14 protein-coding genes are annotated in these 19,882 nt (G+C 71.1%); 9 read left to right on the plus strand and 5 right to left on the minus strand.

Going from position 1 to position 19,882, the window contains the following annotated elements; all coding sequences use genetic code 11:
• Positions 1-43: 43 nt before the first annotated feature.
• From ABD339_RS17555 to ABD339_RS17570, 4 genes are all read left to right on the plus strand, one after another.
• A complete protein-coding gene (locus ABD339_RS17555) occupies positions 44-799 on the plus strand; it encodes a TIGR03089 family protein (protein ID WP_344567104.1) in 756 nt (251 codons plus the stop codon).
• A gap of 319 nt (positions 800-1,118) precedes the next feature.
• Positions 1,119-2,426: an LCP family protein gene (locus tag ABD339_RS17560; protein ID WP_344567105.1), complete on the plus strand. Its 1,308-nt coding sequence runs from the start codon at positions 1,119-1,121 to the stop codon at positions 2,424-2,426.
• A gap of 124 nt (positions 2,427-2,550) precedes the next feature.
• Positions 2,551-4,314 carry an LCP family protein gene (locus ABD339_RS17565; protein ID WP_344567107.1) on the plus strand — a complete coding sequence of 588 codons (1,764 nt, stop codon included), beginning with the start codon at positions 2,551-2,553 and terminating at the stop codon, positions 4,312-4,314.
• Positions 4,315-4,394: 80 nt separating this feature from the next.
• On the plus strand, positions 4,395-6,173 hold the full coding sequence (locus tag ABD339_RS17570) for an LCP family protein (protein WP_344567109.1): 1,779 nt from the start codon (positions 4,395-4,397) through the stop codon (positions 6,171-6,173).
• 197 nt (positions 6,174-6,370) lie between these two features.
• Here the strand turns inward: ABD339_RS17570 and ABD339_RS17575 are convergent, their stop codons facing one another.
• Entirely contained in the window at positions 6,371-7,429 is a 1,059-nt protein-coding gene (locus tag ABD339_RS17575; RefSeq protein WP_344567111.1) for a glycosyltransferase family 2 protein, read from the minus strand.
• A gap of 212 nt (positions 7,430-7,641) precedes the next feature.
• Here ABD339_RS17575 and ABD339_RS17580 point away from each other — a divergent pair, with 212 nt between their 5' ends.
• Positions 7,642-9,147 carry an LCP family protein gene (locus ABD339_RS17580; RefSeq protein ID WP_344567115.1) on the plus strand — a complete coding sequence of 502 codons (1,506 nt, stop codon included), beginning with the start codon at positions 7,642-7,644 and terminating at the stop codon, positions 9,145-9,147.
• A gap of 105 nt (positions 9,148-9,252) precedes the next feature.
• Here ABD339_RS17580 and ABD339_RS17585 read toward each other — a convergent pair whose 3' ends face one another.
• Positions 9,253-9,792: an acyl-CoA thioesterase gene (locus ABD339_RS17585; protein WP_344567117.1), complete on the minus strand. Its 540-nt coding sequence runs from the start codon at positions 9,790-9,792 to the stop codon at positions 9,253-9,255.
• 128 nt (positions 9,793-9,920) lie between these two features.
• Between ABD339_RS17585 and ABD339_RS17590 the strand changes: the two genes are divergently transcribed.
• Complete coding sequence (locus tag ABD339_RS17590) at positions 9,921-11,186, plus strand: LCP family protein (RefSeq protein ID WP_344567121.1); 1,266 nt, start codon at positions 9,921-9,923, stop codon at positions 11,184-11,186.
• Positions 11,187-11,310: 124 nt separating this feature from the next.
• Here the strand turns inward: ABD339_RS17590 and ABD339_RS17595 are convergent, their stop codons facing one another.
• Positions 11,311-11,694, minus strand: a complete 384-nt coding sequence (locus ABD339_RS17595) for a VOC family protein (RefSeq protein WP_344567123.1) — start codon at positions 11,692-11,694, stop codon at positions 11,311-11,313.
• Positions 11,695-11,857: 163 nt separating this feature from the next.
• Between ABD339_RS17595 and ABD339_RS17600 the strand changes: the two genes are divergently transcribed.
• Positions 11,858-12,403 (plus strand): CGNR zinc finger domain-containing protein, encoded by a 546-nt coding sequence (locus ABD339_RS17600; RefSeq protein WP_344567124.1) that lies wholly within the window; start codon positions 11,858-11,860, stop codon positions 12,401-12,403.
• A gap of 339 nt (positions 12,404-12,742) precedes the next feature.
• On the opposite strand, the gene ABD339_RS17605 is transcribed toward ABD339_RS17600, so the two are convergent.
• Entirely contained in the window at positions 12,743-14,086 is a 1,344-nt protein-coding gene (locus ABD339_RS17605) for a UDP-glucose dehydrogenase family protein (protein ID WP_344567126.1), read from the minus strand.
• 162 nt (positions 14,087-14,248) lie between these two features.
• On the opposite strand from ABD339_RS17605, the gene ABD339_RS17610 reads away from it, so the two are divergent.
• Together ABD339_RS17610 and ABD339_RS17615 are read left to right on the plus strand one after the other, a co-directional pair.
• Entirely contained in the window at positions 14,249-15,421 is a 1,173-nt protein-coding gene (locus ABD339_RS17610; RefSeq protein WP_344567128.1) for an acyl-CoA dehydrogenase, read from the plus strand.
• Between the two features lie 221 nt (positions 15,422-15,642).
• Positions 15,643-15,897, plus strand: a complete 255-nt coding sequence (locus tag ABD339_RS17615) for a type II toxin-antitoxin system Phd/YefM family antitoxin (RefSeq protein ID WP_344567130.1) — start codon at positions 15,643-15,645, stop codon at positions 15,895-15,897.
• A 437-nt stretch (positions 15,898-16,334) separates the two neighbouring features.
• Here ABD339_RS17615 and ABD339_RS17625 read toward each other — a convergent pair whose 3' ends face one another.
• Complete coding sequence (locus tag ABD339_RS17625) at positions 16,335-19,568, minus strand: amidohydrolase family protein (RefSeq protein WP_344567464.1); 3,234 nt, start codon at positions 19,566-19,568, stop codon at positions 16,335-16,337.
• Between the last annotated feature and the right edge of the window lie 314 nt (positions 19,569-19,882).

Genomic DNA, 19,882 nt, shown 5'->3' on the forward strand with positions numbered 1-19,882 from the left:
TTCTGATGCCCCGCCAGCCGCGTCGCGGCGTACGCTTGCGCGAATGAACGCCACCGACCGCACCCCCGCCGACCTGCTGCGCACCGCGCTGGCCGACGACCCCGCCCGCCCCCTGGTGACCTTCTACGACGACGCCACAGGGGAGCGCGTCGAACTCTCCGTCGCCACCTTCGCCAATTGGGTGGCGAAGACCGCGAACCTCCTCCAGGACGATCTCGGCGCCGAGCCCGGCGACCGGCTCGCGCTGCTGTTGCCCGCGCACTGGCAGTCGGCGGTGTGGCTGCTGGCCTGCTCCTCGGTGGGCGTTCTCGTCGATCTGAGCGGGGACGCCGCGCGCGCCGACCTCGTGGTGAGCGGGCCCGACACCCTGGAGGCGGCACGGGCGTGCACGGGCGAGCGGGTGGCGCTCGCCCTGCGCCCGCTCGGCGGGCGCTTCCCGCAACCGCCCGAGGGGTTCGCCGACTACGCCGTCGAGGTGCCGGGACAGGGCGACCGGTTCACTCCCTATGTCCCCGTCGATCCCGAAGCCCCCGCGCTGGCGCTGCCCGACGGCACCGAACTGAGCGGCGCACAGGTCGCCGACCGGGCGCGGGCCGACGCCGGGGAGCGCGGGCTGACCGCCGGATCGCGGCTGCTGTCGGCGCTGCCCTTCGACAGCTGGGCGGGCCTCAGCGCCGGGCTGCTCGCGCCGCTCGCCGCGGGCGGCTCGGTGGTGCTGGCGCCGCGCCTGGGACTGCTGGACGACGCGGCCCTCGGCGCGCGCCGGGAGAGCGAGCGGGTCACCCACACCGCCGTCTGACGCCGGGCCACGGCCGCCCGCCCCGGCCGGGCGCGACACGCTCCGCACGCACGCCGCGAGCCGGGTCCGAGCCGGTCCGAGCCGGTCCGAGCCGGGATCGTGGATCCGGCCCGCGTGCCCGCACGCCGGGCCCACCCATGGCCGGGCCCGGCGTGCGGTAAGCCCTCACCCGCCGGAGCGCGCCCGGGGCGTGCGACCCGCACGCATGGTCGGCAATACGTACAACCATGCGCATGTTTCAGGCGTCTGTCTTCGTAACCGGCGCGCCCGCACGTCTTTCGTACGCCCAGCGCCGCCGCGACAGAGGGACAACGCAGCCGTGACCGATCCGGGCACCACCGACGAGGACGCAGAGCACACCGGCCCCACCGCCACCCCCCGTCCTCGCCGGCGCCGCTGGCTGCGCTGGGCCGCACTGTCCGCCTCGGTTCTCGTCCTGGCCGCCTCCGGCACCGGCTGGGCCCTCTTCAAGAAGCTCGACGGGAACATCCACACCGACTACGACACCGCCGAACAGCTCAACCAGCACGCCGAGGAACGCCCGGCCCCGGTCAAGGCGGCGAGCACGGCGCAGAACATCCTGCTGCTGGGCTCGGACAACCGGGGTGACGGCAACGGCGCGTACGGCCGGGACGAGGGCAGCGAGCGCTCGGACACGGCGATCTTGCTGCACATAGCGGCCGACCGGCGCAGCGCGACCGGAATGTCCATTCCGCGCGACCTGATGGTGAACATTCCCAGCTGCCAGGAGAAGAACGGCTCCACCAGCCAGGAGCGGTTCGCCCAGTTCAACTGGGCCTTCCAGAGCGGCGGCGCGGCCTGCGCCATCCGGACGGTCGAGAAGCTGACCGACATCCGGGTCGATCACCACCTCGTCGTGGACTTCCAGGGTTTCAAGAAGCTGGTGGACGCCGTGGACGGCGTGGACGTCTGCCTGGCGGACCCGGTGCACGACACCGAGGCCAAGCTGGATCTGCCCGCCGGACGGCAGACCCTGCACGGCGAGGACGCGCTCGGCTATGTACGCGCCCGGCACGGTCTGGGCGACGGCAGTGACACGGAACGCATCGACCGTCAGCAACAGTTTCTGGGATCTCTTGTGAAGAAGATGCGCAGCAACGGCGTACTTCTGAATCCGGGGAAGGCGTATCCGGTCCTTGATGCCGTGACCTCATCCCTGACCGCCGATTCCGGACTCGATTCCCTCAGTGAGCTGTACGAAGTCGTGCGGAACGTGCGCGATATCCCGGAAGACCGCGTGCGTTTTCTTACCGTGCCCAGACGGTCGTACGAGTTGGATCGGAATCGCGATGAACTGAAGCAGCCCGCGGCACGTCGTCTCTTCGAGAGCCTGCGTCACGACCGGCCCGTGCGGCTGCGGGGCGAGGACCCCGTCGCTGACGCGGAGTCCCCGCCCGGTGACGCAGCGCAGAAGGACGGGAAATCCGGAAGCGGCGAGTACGGCCAGAACAAGAACGGCAACAGCGAGAACGGCAGGGACAAGAAGGACGGGGAAGAGACGGCGGACGGCGGCACCGAGAAGGACACGGCAGGTCAGACTTACCGGGGAACGACTGCGGCCCGGGACATCTGTTCCCCGAATGAGGCTGAGAATGAGCCGAATTGACCGTTTCGGGCCGCGTGGAATTTGTCACCGTCGTCACTAGCCGTCGAACCTGCCGGATAGTGTGAGCGCTCCGGTCAGCCCCGGAGCGGCAACAGCAGCCGGTTATTGGAGGACTTACGCAATCGTGGACGCGCAAGGCCGTGGGCACGCGGGTGATATCGATCCCGCTGATCAGTGGGTGTTCAACCCGAACACCGGCAGCTATGAGCTGCGACTGAACCCGGTTGCCGACGACTCCCCGAGTCAGTACGGCAACAGCCGCCCCACCGCCCCGCGCCAGAGACGCTCCCCCGAGTCCCCCTCCACCGGCGAGCCGTCCTCCTACGAACCCCCCGGCGACGAGGAACACGAGCGCCGCGGCGGACGCCGCTCCGAGCCGCGGCTGCCCGCGCAGCGGGGGCGTTCACGCGCCGCCGACAAGGCCGGGCACGCGGACGGCAGGGGCGGGGGCCACGGCCGCAGGAAAGCCAAACCCAAGCCGTCCGGCAAGAAGAAGGCGCTCCGCTGGGGCGGCGGCATCGTGGGGCTGGTCGTCGTCGCGAGCTGCGTGGGCGGATACGTCTTCTACCAGCGGCTCAACGGCAACATCGACAAGGTCGATGTCGGCATGAACAACGCCGCCGTCACCGACGGCCCGGTCAACATCCTGGTGATCGGCACCGATGCCCGCGCGGGCAAGGGCAACACCGGCTACGGGGACGCGGGCAGCGTCGGGCACGCGGACACAACGTTTCTCTTCCACGTCTCCAAGGACCGCACCAACGCCACCGCGCTGTCCATCCCGCGCGACATGATCACCGACATCCCCGACTGCCCCACGAAGCAGAAGGACGGCAGCAGGGAGACCGTCCCGGGCCAGCAGAGCCAGCGGTTCAACACCAGCCTGGGCCAGGAGAGCCGCGATCCGGGCTGCACCTGGCGGACCGTGGAGAAGCTGACCGGCGTGAAGATCAACCACTTCATGATGGCCGACTTCAACGCGGTCAAGGAACTGTCCAACGCGGTCGGCGGGGTCGAGGTCTGCGCGGCCAAGCCCCTCAACGACCCCAAGTCGCACCTGAACCTGAAGGCCGGCAAACACGTCGTCAAGGGCGAACAGGCACTGGCGTTCGTCCGCACCCGGCACGCCATCGGCTTCGGCAGCGACCTGGACCGCATCAAGCTCCAGCAGCAGTTCCTCAGCTCGATGATCCGCAAGATGAAGTCCGGGGACACGCTCAGCAACCCCTCCAAGCTCTTCAACCTGAGCGACGCGGCCACCAAGGCGCTCACCGTCGATACGGGCATCGGCAGCGTGAAGAAGCTGATGAGCCTGGCCCAGGACCTCAAGCGCGTGAACGTCAAGAACATCACCTTCGCCACGGTGCCCGTCCTCGACAACCCCGACGACCCGGCGACCGTCATACTCGACGAGGCGAAGGCCAAGCCGCTCTTCAAGATGGTCAGGGACGACAAGTCCATGACCAAGGTGAAGAAGAAGCACAAGGACAAGGCCCCCTCGAAGGCCAAGAAGGCACCGGCCTCCGAGGTCGAGGCCGAGGTGCTGAACGGCGGCGGCACGCCCGGTGCCGCACGCCAGACCTCTGACTGGCTCGTCAGCAAGGGCGTCGGCAAGGCCACCCCCTCGGGCAACGCGCCCAAGCTGCTGGAGAAGACCCGGCTGGATTTCGCGCCCTCGCAGGCGGGCCAGGCGGCACGGCTCGCGGACCTGATGGGCCTGCCCGACTCCGCGCTCAAGAAGACCTCGGACGCCGACTCGGGCTCCAGCATGACGCTGACGCTCGGCAAGGACTTCTCCCAGGCGGGCGAGCCGATAGAAGCACCGGACAAGGCGCCGTCCGGGGTGGAGAAGGTCAACGCGAACGACAAGAACGTGTGCGCCAAGTGACATCGACCCCTCCGGAACGTCCCACCGGACAGCCGGACGACCGGAGGACGCACCGCCTGTGAGGAACTCGGGGAGGTCCCGTGCGGCATAACAGCACCCGCGGCGGCAGGGGGGCGCGAAGAAGCGCGCCCACCGCCGCCGACCGGGGATGGGACGAGAGCCTCTACGAGGAGCAGTCACCGCGCCGGAGAGAGGGGAGCCTGGGCTCGGTCGGACCGGGCGCCCAGGCCGTCCGCCGCGCCGTCGGCCAGGACGTCCCGCAGGACAGCCCGCACGGCATCCCCCAGCACGGCCCTCCCGACGGTGGAGACGCAGGACAGGACAGGAACAAGAACGTGGTGGAGGAAAAGGGCCGGCGCAGACGCCCCCGGCGAAAACGGCGGGTTCTGCGCTGGTTCGTCATCATTCTGGCGCTGCTGATACTCGGGACCGCGGGCGCGGGCTACCTCTACTACCGGCACCTGAACGGCAACCTCGGCAAGGACGAGCTGAACCTGGGGGACCAGAAGCTCGACAAATCGGACCCCAACGCCGCGGGCCAGACCCCCATGAACATCCTCCTGCTGGGCTCCGACTCGCGCGCCTCCAAGGAGAACGTGAAGCTCGGCGGCTCCAAGGGCGACCGCGAACGCCCCCCGTTGGCGGACGTCCAGATGCTGCTGCACGTCTCGGCCGACCGCAGCAACATGTCGGTCATCTCCGTCCCGCGCGACACCAGGACGACGATCCCCAAGTGCACCGACCCGGACGACGGGAAGGTGTACCCGGAGACCACCGACCGCATCAACACCAGCCTCCAGCACGGCGGTCCGGGCTGCACCGTGGCCACCTGGGAGGAGATGACGGGCATCCCGGTCGACCACTTCATGATGATCGACTTCGCGGGTGTGGTCTCGATGGCCGACGCGGTCGGCGGCGTGCCGGTGTGTGTGAACAACAACGTGAACGACCCCCGCTCGAAGCTGAAGCTGAAGAAGGGGTCCTCCACCATCCAGGGCGAGCAGGCCCTCAGCTGGCTGCGCACCCGGCACGGCTTCGGCGACGGCACCGACATAGGCCGCGCCAAGGCGCAGCACATGTACATGAACTCCATGGTCCGCCAGCTCAAGTCGGGCACCAAGCTGACCGATCCGGGCAAGCTGCGCGGCCTGGCGGAGGCGGCCACCAAGGCGCTGACCGTGGACAAGAACATCGGCACGGTCAAGAAGCTCTACGACCTGGGCAACGACCTCAAGCGCGTGCCGACCAAGCGCATCACCATGACGACGATGCCCTGGGAGTACGCCGAGGGCGGCGCCTACGTCGTGCCCAAGGAAGGCGACGCCGACCAGGTCTTCTCCCTGATGCGCCGGGATGTGGCACTGGACGGCAAGGACAAGAAGAAACCCGAGGCCGAGAAGTCCCCCGAGCCGACGGAGCCCTCGCAGCCCAAGGCGAACATCCCCGTCCGCGTGATGAACGGCACCGGTACCTCGCTCCAGCGCCCGGTCGACGGACGTGCGGGCGCGATCGCCGCCCTCCTCACACGCAAGGGCTTCAGCCAGGCGGCGTCCGACAGCACGCTCAAGTCGCAGGCGGACTCGACGATCACGTATGCGAGCGAGCAGCAGAAGGGCGACGCGCTGGCCGTGGCCAAGAGCGTCGGCATCCCCGAACGGCTGGTCAAGCACTCCTCGGCGGTGGACCGGGTCACCCTCGTCATCGGCACCGACTGGCGCGAGGGCGAGATCTATCCGAAGGGCGACAAGGACGGCAAGAGCGGGGGCGAGGAGGACGACAAGACCCCGGACAGCGCCGACGCGCTCAACGGCAACGACAAGAAGGCGTGCATGAAGGTCAACCCGAACTACACGTGGTGACCTGACGGGGGCGGATGGGGGCGGACGCGGCGGAGTCCTGAGCCGGTCCGCCGCCGGAAGCACCCCGTACGCGGAGCCGCGCGGGCCAGCACGGGTACGCACGGATGACGCGCACACGGGTAAGGGGCGCCCTCTCTGGAGGACGCCCCTTACCCGTGCGTACCGCTGGTTACCCGTTCGTGCTGCCGGGCGCTCGCCTACTGGGCGGGCGCGGGCACCGGTTCGCGGCGGCTGGCGATGACCTTCCTGGCCAGCTTCTTCGGGCTCGTCAGAAAGCCCCAGCCCCAGGTCATGTGCATGGTCGCCAGCGCCACCGGGATCTGCGCCCGCGCCTTCAGCGGCAGCCCCTTGCCCGCGGGCAGCGAGCCGGCGGTGATGGCCGCAAGGTAGGCGCCGGGCACCACGAAGCCCCACGGGGTGACGGCGGCGCCCACCACCAGGCCCGCGGCGATGGCGCACACGGCGAGCGGCGGAGCCAGGTAGCGCAAGTTGATCGAGCCCGAGTGGTAGCGGGCCACGACATGGCGCCAACGGCCGTAGTTCCGGTACTGCTTGGCCAGCGCCCGCACGCTCGGCCGGGGGCGGTAGGAGACGCGCAGCTCGGGCGAGAACCAGACCAGGCCGCCGGCCTCGCGGATACGGAAGTTCAGCTCCCAGTCCTGGGCCCGGATGAACTCCTCGTTGTAGCCGCCCTGCTGCTCCAGCACCTCGCGGCGGAAGACGCCCAGGTAGACCGTCTCGGCCTCGCCCGCGGCGCCGCCCGTGTGGAAGACCGCGTTGCCCACGCCGATCTTCGAGGTCATGGCGGCGGCGACCGCGTGCTCCCAGGCGTTCTCACCCTCGGCGTGCATGATCCCGCCGACATTGGCGGCACCGGTCTCCTCGATGAGCCGCACGGCGGTGGCGATGTAGTCGCCCGAGAGCATGCCGTGCCCGTCCACGCGGACCACGACCGGATGCCGGGACGCCTCAATGGCGGCGTTGAGCCCGGCCGGGGTGCGGCCCGTGGGGTTCGGCACGGTGCGCACCCGCGGATCCTCGGCCACCAGCTCGGCGGCGATCTCGTCCGTGCGGTCGGTGGAGGGGCCCAGCGCGATGACGACCTCCAGCTCCCCGTCGTAGCGCTGCTCCAGGATGTGCTCGACGGAGCTGCGCAAGTGCCGCTCCTCGTTGAGGACCGGCATGATCACCGATACGGGAGTCGGGGCGGCGTCGGGGGAGGAGCCCGCAGACGGGCTTGGAGTCGCGCGAGTCACGGGCTCACGGTACCGCGATCGGGGGAACGCTCCGCACGGCCCGGGGACGCGAGGACGCCGGTCCGGGGCCGCGAGGGTGCCGGCCCGGGGGGCGGACGGCGTGTGTCCGCGATCCGGAGATCGTATCGGCTTACCGTTCGGAGACCATATGTAATCGGGACGTGACCAAACGTACAGTCTGGTAAGTCCCCCTCTGGGAAGGTGGACCTCCTTTGCCCGAGCGTGGTCAGTCCCCTCACCCCCACGATCCCGCGGCCCCGCCACCCCACGGCCACCCGGGCAGCGGGGGCGTCCCGGCCAGGGATCCGGGGAGGGGCCGACGGCCACGGCGCTGGGGCAAGCGGTTCATCCTCCTGGCCTCCGTGCTGCTGCTGACCGCGAGCGGGGCCGGGCACGCGGTGGTGAGCCAGCTGAACAAGGACGTCCGCAGGGTCGATCCCTTCCGCGGACTGGACGACCGGCCGCGGGCCGGCGTCAGCGACAGCTCCAACATCCTCGTCGTCGGCACCGACCGGCGCGACAGGATCTCGGCGCAGCAGAGGAAGAAGTACAAGCTGGGCGGCGCGGCCTGTGACTGCACGGACACGCTGATGCTCGTACACCTGTCCGCCGACCGGAAGCGCGCCAGCGTGGTGAGCCTGCCCCGCGACTCCTACACCGAGCTGCCCGCACACCAGGACCGCGCCACCGGCAAGGTCCTCCCCGCCCGCCCGGCCAAGCTCAACGCCGCCTACACCGCCGGCGGCCCGGCGCTGACCGTGCGCACAGTCGAAAAGATGACGGATGTGCACGTCGATCACTACCTGGAAGTCGACTTCACCAGCTTCATGAGCACCGTGGACGTCCTGGGCGGAGTGCCGGTGTGCACGGAGAAACCCCTCAAGGACAGCTACTCCGGGCTGAACATCCCCAAGGGCACCACGCGCCTCAACGGGGGCCAGGCGCTCCAGTACGTACGGGCCCGGCACCTGGACGGAGGCTCCGACCTCGGCCGGATGAAGCGCCAGCAGCGCTTCCTCGCCTCGGTGATCTCGCGGGCCACGGACAACGGGGTGCTGATGAACCCCGTCCGCTTCAACCAGGTCGCCCGCACCCTGCTGCGGTCGGTACGCGCCGACCGCGGCTTCGGCAGCGGCCAGATGATGGCGCTCGGCCAGGCGATGCGCGGCTTCCGCCCCTCGTCCTCCGAGTTCGCCTCCGTGCCGCTGTCCGACACCGACTACCGGGCGCCCGAGCTGGGCTCGACGGTGCGGTGGGACCAGAAGAAGGCCGAAGAGCTGTTCGCCGCGCTCCGTGAGGACCGCCCGCTGTCGGTGGACAAGCAGCCGGCCAAGCCCAGCGGACCCGCCCAGGTGGAGGTCCCGCCCCGCGACATCAGGGTCGAGGTGCGCAACGCGACGGGAAAGACCGGCCTGGGCGCACGCATCGACCGCGAACTGCGCACCGGCGGCTTCGCCACCACCCAGGCCCCCACGAACGCGCCGAAGGCCAAGGACACCCGGACGGCCCTCACCTACGACCCGCGCTGGGACCGCTCGGCGCGCTCACTGGCCGCGGCCCTGCCCGGCGTCAAGATGGTCCCGGCCAAGGGGCAGGGCCCGCGGATGAGGGTCACGGTGGGCGATCCGGACCAGCGCGTGCGACGAGTACGCGCCCCGGCCCTGGCCAGCGCGCCGGGCGGCGCGCCTGTACGAGGGGACAAGGTCGGCTGCGGGTAGGGGCGGATCCCCGGCCCCACCGGGGGGGCGCCAGGGCGGCACCGGCCGGGAGGCAGGACCGTGCGGCGGCGCGGCCCGGCGGTCAGGACGCGCGGCCCGGTGGGGTCAGGACGCGGCGGTGCGGGAGGCGCGGAGGTCGCGGATGGCGCGGCGGCGGGCGAGGCGGTGGGTGCGCCGGATCTGCGCCTCCTGGTAGCGCCGGCGGTCCTGGTCGTTCTCGGGTATGACGGGCGGCACGGGGCGGGGCTTGCCCTCCTCGTCGATCGCGGCGAAGACGAGATAGGCGGAGCCGACCTGGCTCGCGGGCGTCGATTCGTTCCAGCGCTCGGCCAGCACGCGGACGCCGACTTCCATGGATGTCCGGCCCGTCCAGTTGACCTGCGCCTTCACATGAACCAGATCGCCGACCCTGACGGGTTCGAGGAAGACCATCTCGTCCATGGAGGCGGTCACCGCGGGCCCCGCGGAGTGGCGCCCGGCGACAGCACCGGCCGCGTCGTCGGCGAGCTTCATGATCACCCCACCGTGCACGGTCCCGTACAGATTGGTGTCGCTGCCGGTCATGATGTGCGACAAGGTCGTGCGGGACGCGGACGTCGGCTTGCCCGGAAGCTCGCCTTCCGCCGTGAGTGCCTGGTGGGTCATGTCCTCCACCATATGCGGGCAGATGCCGGGGATCCGACCAGAGGATTTGCATCAGAACTGCTACAGCATTTCGCCGAAGTGGTACCCGCCCTGTGTTCGCGCCCCCTGCGCCAGGCACACTTTCCCGCATGAATCAGTGGCCCGACGGTTGGACCGACCGTCCCAGGGGCCGGGAGGGCCGCGGCAGCGACGCGCCCCACCCCGACCCCACACGTGTCATGCCCCACACAAGCAACCCCGGTGTACCGCCTCAGTCCCGTGGCCAGTACGACCAGGGACCGGGCTATGACCAAGGGCCGGGTTACGACCAGGGCTACAGCCAGGGCCAGGTCTACGGCGGCGGCCGAGGCGGTCGCGGGGGCGGCCGGGAGGGCGACGGCTACGGACAGTACGCCTCCCGGCCCCGGCCCGACTGGGGCCGGCGGATCAAGTGGACCGCCATCACCCTGATCGTGGTGATGCTGGTCTGGTCGGTGTCCACCTACTTCTGGGCCGACTCCAAGCTGCGCCGCGAGGTGGACCTCAGCATCGTCGAGGACCGCCCCGAGGCCGGAGACGGCACCAACTACCTGATCGTCGGCTCGGACAGCCGCGAGGGCATGTCCAAGCAGGAGAAGAACGACCTGCACACCGGCGGCCCGACCGACGAGGGCCGCACCGACTCGATCATGATCCTGCACGTCGGTGACAACGGGAACACGATGGTCTCGCTGCCCCGCGACTCGGACGTCGAGATCCCCTCCTTCACCGGCTCGGAGTCGGGCAAGCACTTCCCCGCCCAGGGCAAGCACACCAAGATCAACGCGACCTACGCGATGGACGGCCCCGAACTGCTCGTCCGCACCGTCGAGCACAACACCGGGCTGCGCATCGACCACTACGCGGAGATCGGCTTCGGCGGCTTCGCGAAGATCGTGGACGCGGTCGGCGGCGTCGAAATGGACATTCCGCGCGACATCCACGACAACAAGTCCGGCGCCGACTTCAAAAAGGGCAAGCAGACGCTGGACGGCAAGAACGCGCTGGCGTTCGTGCGGACCCGCTACGCGCTGCCGGGCAGCGACCTGGACCGCACCAAGAACCAGCAGAAGTTCCTGGCGGCCCTCGCGAACCAGACGGCCACCCCCAGCACCATCCTCAACCCCTTCAAGCTCTACCCGACGATGGGCGCGGGCCTGGACACGCTCAAGGTCGACAAGGACATGAGCCTGTGGAACGTCGCCTCGATGTTCTGGGCGATGAAGGGCGTCTCCGGCGGTGACGGCAAGTCGATGAACATGCCGATCTCGGGCCCGGCGCCCGGGGGCAACCTCGCGTGGGACAAGCCCAAGGTCAAGCAGCTCGTCGATCAGCTCAACAACGACGAGAAGGTCACCGTCACGTCGGACCGCTGACACGTCGCCGGACCGCTGACGCGCCGTTCGTCCTCTTCGCACAGGTGTGGCCGGGCCTTCGGGCCCGGCCACACCTGTGTTGCCCGACGCTGCGCGCTGTACGCGTTCCTGGGAGGCGGGGGCCTCAGCGGTCCGTCATGCACAGGCAGAAAGGGTGCCCCGCGGGGTCGAGGTAGACGCGCCAGTCGCGCGCGCCGTCCCCGTCGCCCTCCACCAGGCGGGCGCCCAGCGTGAGCACCTCGCGCTCGGCCTCCTCGATCCCGTCCCGGGGGACGTCGAGGTCGAGGTGGAACTGCTGCGCGTGCTCCAGGCTCGGCCACTGCGGCGGGATGTAGCCGGGCGACTCCTGGAACGCGAGCCGCCTGCCCGACGCCTCGTCCAGCACCTCCACCCAGCCCGGCTCCTCCTCGGGAGCGATCTTCCAGCCCAGCAGCGCGGCGTAGAACTCCGCGAGGCGCCTGGGGTCCGGGCAGTCCAGGACGACTACGCCCATCTTCGCGACGGCCATCGTGCTTTCCTCTCGTCGGCTCGCACTTGCTGATTCCGTCCGGCCGGGTTCGGTGTCCCGGCCGGGGCTCGGCACGTCTGACTGCTGTCGTTACCGTCGTACGGCGTCATCCGGTAACGCGCTGGTTACCCCATCATGGCGGGGTAGCAGTAACGTGACAAGGGTGGGAGACAGACAAGCCCCGGATCCCCTCCTTCTGGTCCAGGAGTTGGTGAACACCCTCGACATCGAGACCGGCGCCGATGATCTCGCCCGCCCCGAGGGGCTCGCCGCCTTCGTCCGTACACACCGGCTGAGCGCGTTCGGACTGGGCGCGCGCGATCTGCCGGAGCTGCGCGAACTGCGGGAGGCGCTGCGCGCCGCCTGCCTGGCACACGGGGGCGTCCCGATGCCGCCGGGCCATGCCGAAGCGCTGGAGCGGCGGCTCTCCGCCGCCGCCCTCACCCTGTCCATCGGCACGGACGGCGGGACGGCGCTCCGGCCGGCACCGGGGCTGACCGGGCTCGCGGCGCTGACGGCCCACCTCGCGGCGAAGATCGCCACCGCGGCCGGTGACGGCACCTGGCAGCGGCTCAAGGCATGCGAGGCGCGGGATTGCGTGTGGGTGTACTACGACCGCAGCCCCGCCGGGCGGCGGCGGTGGTGCGACATGGCGGTGTGCGGGAGCCGCGCCAAGATGCGCGCCTATCGGGCGCGCCGCGCCCGATAGGACATGTGAGGGGCACCCCTCTGGCCTTCTTCTGGTCTCACCTGTGGGGGCCGGGTGCGGCCGTGGGGCCGGTGGGGACGTGGAGTCGGGTGCGGCCGTGGGGCCGACCGCCCGCCGTAGGTCCCGCCGGCGGGTGGTCGGGGTGCACCCGCCGTAGGGCCCCCGGCGGATGGTCGGGTTGCGGCCGTTCGGCACCGCCGAGCGACATTGACGGTGGTGCTCGCCGTCGCGGCGGGAAGAAGTCGCCGCCGCGGCGGGGAGGAGCTGCCGTCGCGGCCGGACGGAGCTGCCGTCGCGGCCGGAAAAGGGGACGGGGCCCTCTCTGCCCGGTGGGGCAGGTCAGGCTGTGGGGCGGCCCAGGGCCCGGAAGGTCCAGTTGGCCTTGCGCCAGAGCGCGGGGTCCAGGGTGTTGCGGCCGTCGAGGATGTGCGGGGTGGCCGCCACCTCGGCCAGTGCCGCCGGGTCCAGTTCCTTGAACTCGTTCCACTCCGTCAGGTGCAGCACCACATCCGCGCCGCGTACGGCGTCCACCGCCGTGTCCGCGTAGCCCAGGGTGGGGAAGATGGCGCGGGCGTTGGCCATGCCCTTCGGGTCGTAGACCGTGACCTGCGCGCCCTGGAGGTGGAGTTGGCCCGCGACGTTGAGGGCCGGGGAGTCGCGTACGTCGTCCGAGTCGGGCTTGAAGGTGGCGCCCAGGACGGCGATGCGCTTGCCCAGCAGCGCGCCGCCCACCGCCTCGCGGGTCATCTCCACCATCTGCGCCCTGCGCCGCATGTTGATGGAATCGACCTCGCGCAGGAAGGACAGCGCCTCGGAAGCGCCCAGTTCGCCCGCGCGGGCCATGAAGGCACGGATGTCCTTGGGCAGGCAGCCGCCGCCGAAGCCGATACCGGCGCGCAGGAACTTGCGGCCGATCCGGTCGTCGTGGCCGATGGCCTCGGCCAGCTTGACCACGTCGCCGCCGGCGGCCTCGCAGACCTCGGCCATGGCGTTGATGAAGGAGATCTTCGTGGCGAGGAAGGAGTTGGCGGAGGTCTTGACCAGTTCGGCGGTCGGGTAGTCGGCGACCAGGAAGGGCGAGCCCTCGGCGACGGGTGTCGCGTAGACCTGGCGCAGCAGTTCCTCGGCGCGGGGGCCGCGGACTCCGACGACGATGCGGTCGGGGTGGAGGGTGTCGCGCACCGCGAAACCCTCGCGCAGGAACTCGGGGTTCCAGGCCAGTTCGGCGTCCTCGCCGGCCGGGGCCGCCGCCGCGATCCGGGCGGCCAGCCGCTCGGCGCTGCCGACCGGGACGGTGGACTTGCCGACGACGAGCGCGGGGCGCGTCAGGTGGGGTGCGAGGGAGTCCATGGCGCTGTCCACGTAGGACATGTCGCAGGCGTACTCGCCGTGCTTCTGCGGGGTGTTGACGCACACGAAGTGGACGTCGCCGAACTCGCCGATCTCCTGCCAGGAGTCGGTGAAGCGAAGCCGGCCGCTGGAGCCCTCGACCCCGGCTACGTGCTTGCGCAGCAGCTCTTCGAGGCCGGGCTCGAACATCGGCGCGACGCCCTGCTCCAGTTTCCTGATCTTCTCCGGAACCACGTCGAGGCCCAGCACCTCGAAGCCCAGCTCGGCCATGGCGGCGGCGTGGGTGGCGCCGAGGTAGCCGAGGCCAATCACGGTGATCTTGGGCGAGGCCATACGGGTTTGCTCCTTGTGACGGCAGAACGCTGCCCGCGAGCATAACGGGGCGTCCCCTGTCGTGAACCTCACGTACCCCGGGGAGCTTCCCGCCCACTAAAATCGAGTTACTTAACGGTAATTAGCAATCCGCTGGCACGCTCTCTTAAGGAGTGAGACCCCTTGGCGTCTGATTTCGACCTCTACCGGCCGTCCGAGGAACACGACATGCTGCGCGACTCGGTGCGCGCGCTCGCCGAGGCCAAGATCGCTCCGCACGCCGCAGAGGTGGACGAGGAGGCGCGGTTCCCGCAGGAGGCGCTGGACGCGCTGGTGGCCAACGATCTGCACGCCGTCCACGTCCCCGAGGAGTACGGCGGCGCCGGGGCCGACGCGCTGGCCACCGTCATCGTCATCGAAGAGGTCGCCCGGGTGTGCGCTTCCTCCTCGCTGATCCCCGCCGTCAACAAGCTGGGCTCACTACCGGTGATGCTCTCCGCCTCGGACGAGCTGAAGAAGCGCTACCTGACGCCGCTGGCCAAGGGCGAGGCGATGTTCTCCTACTGCCTGAGCGAGCCGGACGCCGGCTCGGACGCGGGCGGCATGAAGACCAAGGCCGTACGGGACGGCGACGGCTGGGTCCTCAACGGCGTCAAGCGCTGGATCACCAACGCGGGCGTCTCGGACTACTACACGGTCATGGCCGTCACCGACCCCGACAAGCGCACCAAGGGAATCTCCGCCTTCGTGGTGGAGAAGGACGACGAGGGCGTCTCCTTCGGCGCTCCGGAGAAGAAGCTCGGCATCAAGGGCTCGCCCACCCGCGAGGTCTACCTCGACAACGTACGCATCCCGGCGGGCCGGATGATCGGCGCCGAGGGCACCGGCTTCGCCACCGCGATGAAGACCCTGGACCACACCCGCATCACCATCGCCGCCCAGGCCCTCGGCATCGCGCAGGGCGCGCTCGACTACGCCAAGGGCTATGTCCAGGAACGCAAGCAGTTCGGCAAGCCCGTCGGGGACTTCCAGGGCGTGCAGTTCATGCTGGCCGACATGGCCATGAAGATCGAGGCCGCCCGCCAGCTCACCTACGCGGCGGCGGCCCGCTCCGAGCGGGTCTCCCAGGGCAGCGACAACAACAAGGAAGACCTCACCTTCTTCGGCGCCGCCGCCAAGTGCTACGCCTCCGACGCCGCCATGGAGATCACCACCGACGCCGTCCAACTCCTCGGCGGCTACGGCTACACCCGCGACTATCCGGTCGAGCGGATGATGCGGGACGCGAAGATCACGCAGATCTACGAAGGCACGAACCAGGTGCAGCGGGTGGTCATGGCCCGCAACCTGCCGTAGGGGTTCGCGGACCCTCGGCCGGTGGGAGCCCCAGCTGAGTCGGGGCCCCACCGGGGGCGAAGGCCCCCACGGTTGCGGTCCGACGCCGCCGGACCGCAACCGTGGGGGCCTTCGCAGCGTGGGGTGTGCCACCGCCAGGTCGTTCGTGAAGGGTCCACCGCCCCGTGCCGGCGGCTGTGGCCGGCCTTGTCCACGACAGCGGGAAGTGCACATTTCTACACATGAGTGAGGTATTGCCGATCACTGAGGCACGAGCCCGGTTCGGTTCCCTGGTACGGCGTGCTTCCCACAAGCGGGAGCGCATCACGATCACCGATCACGGCCAGCCCGCGGCTGTCCTGATCAACCCGCAGGAGCTCGCCGACCCGGAGGACGCTCTCGCTGTGGCCGAGTACCGGGCCCGGCAGGCGGCGGGCCCGACAGCTGCCGTGCCCCATGACGAGGTACGCGCCCGGCTCGGTCCGGAGCGCGGTTGACCTACACGCTGGAGCGCGGTTGACCTACACGATCGTCTGGGAAAAAGCGGCTCTCGACGCTGCCGCCCGCTTCCTCAAGGACGACGCCGAGGGGCCGCGCCGGCTGATGGACGCGGTGGACCTCCTCGCCGTCCGGCCACGCCCTGCGGGCACCGCCGAATACGGATCACCTGACCCTGCGCCGCATGTACACAGGCCGCTACCGCGTTGTGTACGAGATCACCGAGACCACCGTCGCCGTCGTTGTCATCCACCTCGGCCGGACAGGCTGATCCCGGCCCGGGGCGCCGGCACCAGATCGACCCGGCCGTCGTCCGCGACGACCGTGAGGCGCTTGCCCTTGAGAGGAATACCCCGGCGCTCCGTCTTGCCGGTGGCCCGCCGGAATCCAGCGGGCCACCGGGTTCATGGTGGGGGCGGCCCCCCGCCGCGAGGGGTCAGTGCCCCAGGTCGCAGCAGCTGTCGCGGCGCAGTTGGCGGCTCACCTGCTCCCAGTGGCTCTCCTGGGCCTTGTGGGCGCGGGTGCCCGAGGTGCTGTAGGCGTCGATGAGTTCGGCCTGTTCGTAGGGGACTCCGCCGCGTACCGCGGTCACCGTGCGGATGAGCGAGTCGAAGTCCGTCAGGGGGTCGCCGTCCACCAGGGTCAGGTCGGCGAGCTTGCCCTCCTCGACCGTGCCCAGGTCGCGGTCGGCGCCGAAGACCTTCGCGGCCGTCGCCGTCGCCGTGCGCAGCACCTCGTGCGGCTTGAGCCCGGCCCGGTGCAGGGCGCGCAGCGCCAGGTGCAGGTGCAGTCCGACCGGCACCAAGGGCTGGTCGGTGCCCAGCGCGACGGCCCCGCCGGCGGCCAGGACGCGGCGGTAGACGCCGGTTTCCACGTCGAGGGTGGCCAGGTCGGCCTCGGTGGGCGGGGTACCGGCCAGCTGTTTGACCGCCGTCACGTCCCAGGGGGGCATGAGCGTGGTGACCCTGCGGTCCTCGGCCAGTTCGGGATGGGCGCCCAGCAGCGGCGCCGCGGTGAACGGGGTGGCGATCAGGTGGAAGTCGCCGGGGGTGGTGTAGATGCCGATGACGTCCTCGTAGCTGTGCCCGGTGGCCGAGGTCGCGTGGCCGAACTCCAGCCGCTGGGTGGCCTGGAGGTGGGTCGTCAGGTCCTGGCCGACCTGCACACCGGGGGTGCACAGGTGGCTGCCGGAGCGCACGCCGAGTTTCTCGTGCGCGTAGGCGGCGGCCGTGCGCATCATCGAGGCGGGCGCGCGTACGTAGGTCTTGACGAAGTCCCAGTCCAGCGCGCCGGCCCGGTCCAGGGACCGGCGCAGTCCCGCCTCGGTGCGGTGGGCCCGGCCCATGCTGTAGGCGACACGTGCCCCGTCCAGCAGTTCGCCGGTGGCCAGCAGCCGGGGCCCGGCGAGCTTGCCCGCCGCCAACGCCTCGCGCAGCCGGGCCTGTTCGTAGGCGAAGCCGCCCAGCGAGACGGCCGTGGTGATGCCGTAGGCGAGCTGGGTGACGGTCTGCCTGCCGCCGTACGTCGTCTGCCAGGGGTGGGTGTGGCAGTCCCACAGGCCCGGCAGCACGGTCAGCGCGGAGGCGTCCACCCGGCGTGCGGCGCGGCGTCCGGCACGGTGCGGGGCCACCTCGGCGATGCGCCCGTCCCGCAGCACCAGATCGACGTCCTCGCGCACGCCCGGTCCGGTGCCGTCCCACAGCCGTCCGGCGTGCACGACGGTCTCCTTGGGCGCCGGGCGCCGCCAGTTCAGGTCCAGCGGTACGGTGCGCGCCCGGCCGCCCCCGTCCGTGGAGCCCTCGCCGCCGCCCGTGGTGCCGCGCAGGCGCAGCTTGCCCGCCGACAGGTACAGCAGGGTGCGGGAGTCGCCCGACCAGGAGGGGTGGTCGGCCGGGTCGTCCGACAGTTTGCGCGCCTCGCCGTCGGGGGTGCCGTCGGCACGTACCGGCAGCACCCACAGCGCGGACTCGTTGACCGCCGCCAGCCACCGCCCGTCGGGGGACCAGACGGGTCCGGAGGCGTAGCGGTCCGAGAGGGAGGCGTGCGGGGCCAGCGGGTGCAGCACGTCCTCGCCGCTCCCGGCGTCGATGACACGCAGGAGGTTGTAGCCCTCGCGGAAGCGGTAGTTGAGACGGTTGCGGTCGCACAGCGCGAGGTGCCGCCCGTCGGCCGACCAGGTGGGCGGGCCCGGGATGCCGCCGCCGCCCAGCGGTTTGGCCACCACGCGCTCCTCGCCGCCCTTCAGGTCCTTGACGAGGAGGTTGCCCGCCATGTCCAGGCAGGCCAGCTCCGTGCCGTCCGGGGAGAGCGCGGGGTAGACCCGGCCGCCGGTGGCCAGCACCGTCTCCTCGCCCGAGTCCAGCTCTCTTCGCCGTACGGCCAGCAGCCCGTCGCGGTCGTCGCTGTAGAGCAGCGCCTTGCCGTCCCGGGTGAAGGAGGGGGCGCACACATAGCGGGTGGCCGCCGCCTGCACCAGCTTGCGGGGGCGGCTCTTGCCGTCTGTGCGGGCCAGCCAGAGCGCGTTGACGGCGACGAACGCGAACCGCTCACCGTCCGGGGAGAGCACGGGCTGCTGGATGCCGCGCACCGGATGCCTGCCGGGCGCCTCGAAGCCGTAGTCCTTGACGCGGTAGTCGGGCCGCTCCACGGGGAGTTCGGCCTCGAAGGGAATGCGCTCGGCGGCCTCGGGGCGCGCCGGGCGCAGCAGCCGGAAGGTGCCCGAGACGGTGACCAGCAGTGTCTCGCGGTCCGTCCAGCGCGGCGGCGCGGGCTCCAGGTCGCCCTCGGTCTCCACCGCCTTCCCGTCCACGACCAGCGTGCACGAGGCTTTCGGCGCCGCCGTCGTGCGCAGGTAGGCGAGCTTGCCCGAGGGGGAGACGGCGGGGGCCATCAGCGCGACGCCCCCGGTGGGGTCGGTGTGCTCCTCGCGTACGTCCCCGCCGCCGTCGGCGGCCACCGAGACTATCGTGCGGGCCTGGAGTACGGGCCCCGTCGGGCCGTCCGCGACCTTGCCGCGCACGCACAGCACGCGCGCGCCGTCCGGGGACCAGGTGGGGTCGAAGTCCTCCCAGGCGCCGCCTTGGAGCGGGCCGTGCTGCCCCTCCTTGCCGGTGAGCCGGGTCAGCTCGCCGCTGCGCACATCGAGGACCCACACGCGGTACGGGCTGCCCTTGACGGGATCGCCGCCGCGCTCGGAGGCGAAGGCCAGCCGGGTGCCGTCGGGCGACCAGGCGGGCCCCCGGTCGTCCCACGGCCCCTCGGTGCGCTGCTTGAGGCCGGATCCGTCGGCGCGCAGCGTCCACAGGTGGAAGCCGCCGTCGTGGTAGGCGCACACGGCCAGCGTCTCGCCGTCCGGGGCCAGTACCGGGCGGGTGGGCTCCAGCCCCGGCGCGCTGATCGGCTTGGCCTTGCCGCCCGAACGGGGGACGGACCACAGGATGTTCTGCATCTCGGCGATCAGCGTCGCGGCCTTGGGTACGAGGGTGGCGGCGCCGTTGGTGGAGGCCGAGAAGGACAGCGTTCTGGCGCGCGCGGCGGCCTGAACGGGGGCCGCGGGGGCGGCCGGGGCAGCCGGTGTCGCCGCGGCTGCGGGTGACGGTGTGGTGAGGGCGCCGGTGGCGAGGGCGCCGCCCGCGGCGGCGCCGGCCTGGAGGAGCCGCCGCCGGGCCAGCGCGCCGCCTTCCGGTGTGGTGCCTTCCGGCTCGGCGGCGGGCGCGGGCGCGGCATCGGGGTCGGGTACGGGGGTGCGGGCAGGGGTCTGAACGGGGCGTGAACCGGATGCTTCCGAGGTGGCCAACAGTCCTCCCTGGACACGGGCGTGGGCCGCATGATGCTCGCGGGCCCCGAGGGGCGCGGTCAAGACCGCTTCGCCCTCGGGCGCCGCCGCAGGGGTCCGCCGGGGAGGCCGTTTCGGGAAGCCCCGCTGTCCAGGAAGAACACCGGCCCCGAACGCGAGAGGGAGGGAGGGAGGGAGGGCCCGCGTGC

The organism is Streptomyces axinellae, from assembly GCF_039532135.1.
Taxonomy (GTDB): domain Bacteria; phylum Actinomycetota; class Actinomycetes; order Streptomycetales; family Streptomycetaceae; genus Streptomyces; species Streptomyces axinellae.

Excerpts from the sequence above, each read along its gene's own strand:
- ABD339_RS17590 (WP_344567121.1), top strand. The coding sequence starts at position 9,921 with ATGAATCAGTGGCCCGACGGTTGGACCGACCGTCCCAGGGGCCGGGAG.
- ABD339_RS17605 (WP_344567126.1), bottom strand. The coding sequence starts at position 14,086 with ATGGCCTCGCCCAAGATCACCGTGATTGGCCTCGGCTACCTCGGCGCC.
- ABD339_RS17585 (WP_344567117.1), bottom strand. The coding sequence starts at position 9,792 with ATGACCCACCAGGCACTCACGGCGGAAGGCGAGCTTCCGGGCAAGCCG.
- ABD339_RS17595 (WP_344567123.1), bottom strand. The coding sequence starts at position 11,694 with ATGGCCGTCGCGAAGATGGGCGTAGTCGTCCTGGACTGCCCGGACCCC.
- ABD339_RS17615 (WP_344567130.1), top strand. The coding sequence starts at position 15,643 with ATGAGTGAGGTATTGCCGATCACTGAGGCACGAGCCCGGTTCGGTTCC.
- ABD339_RS17555 (WP_344567104.1), top strand. The coding sequence starts at position 44 with ATGAACGCCACCGACCGCACCCCCGCCGACCTGCTGCGCACCGCGCTG.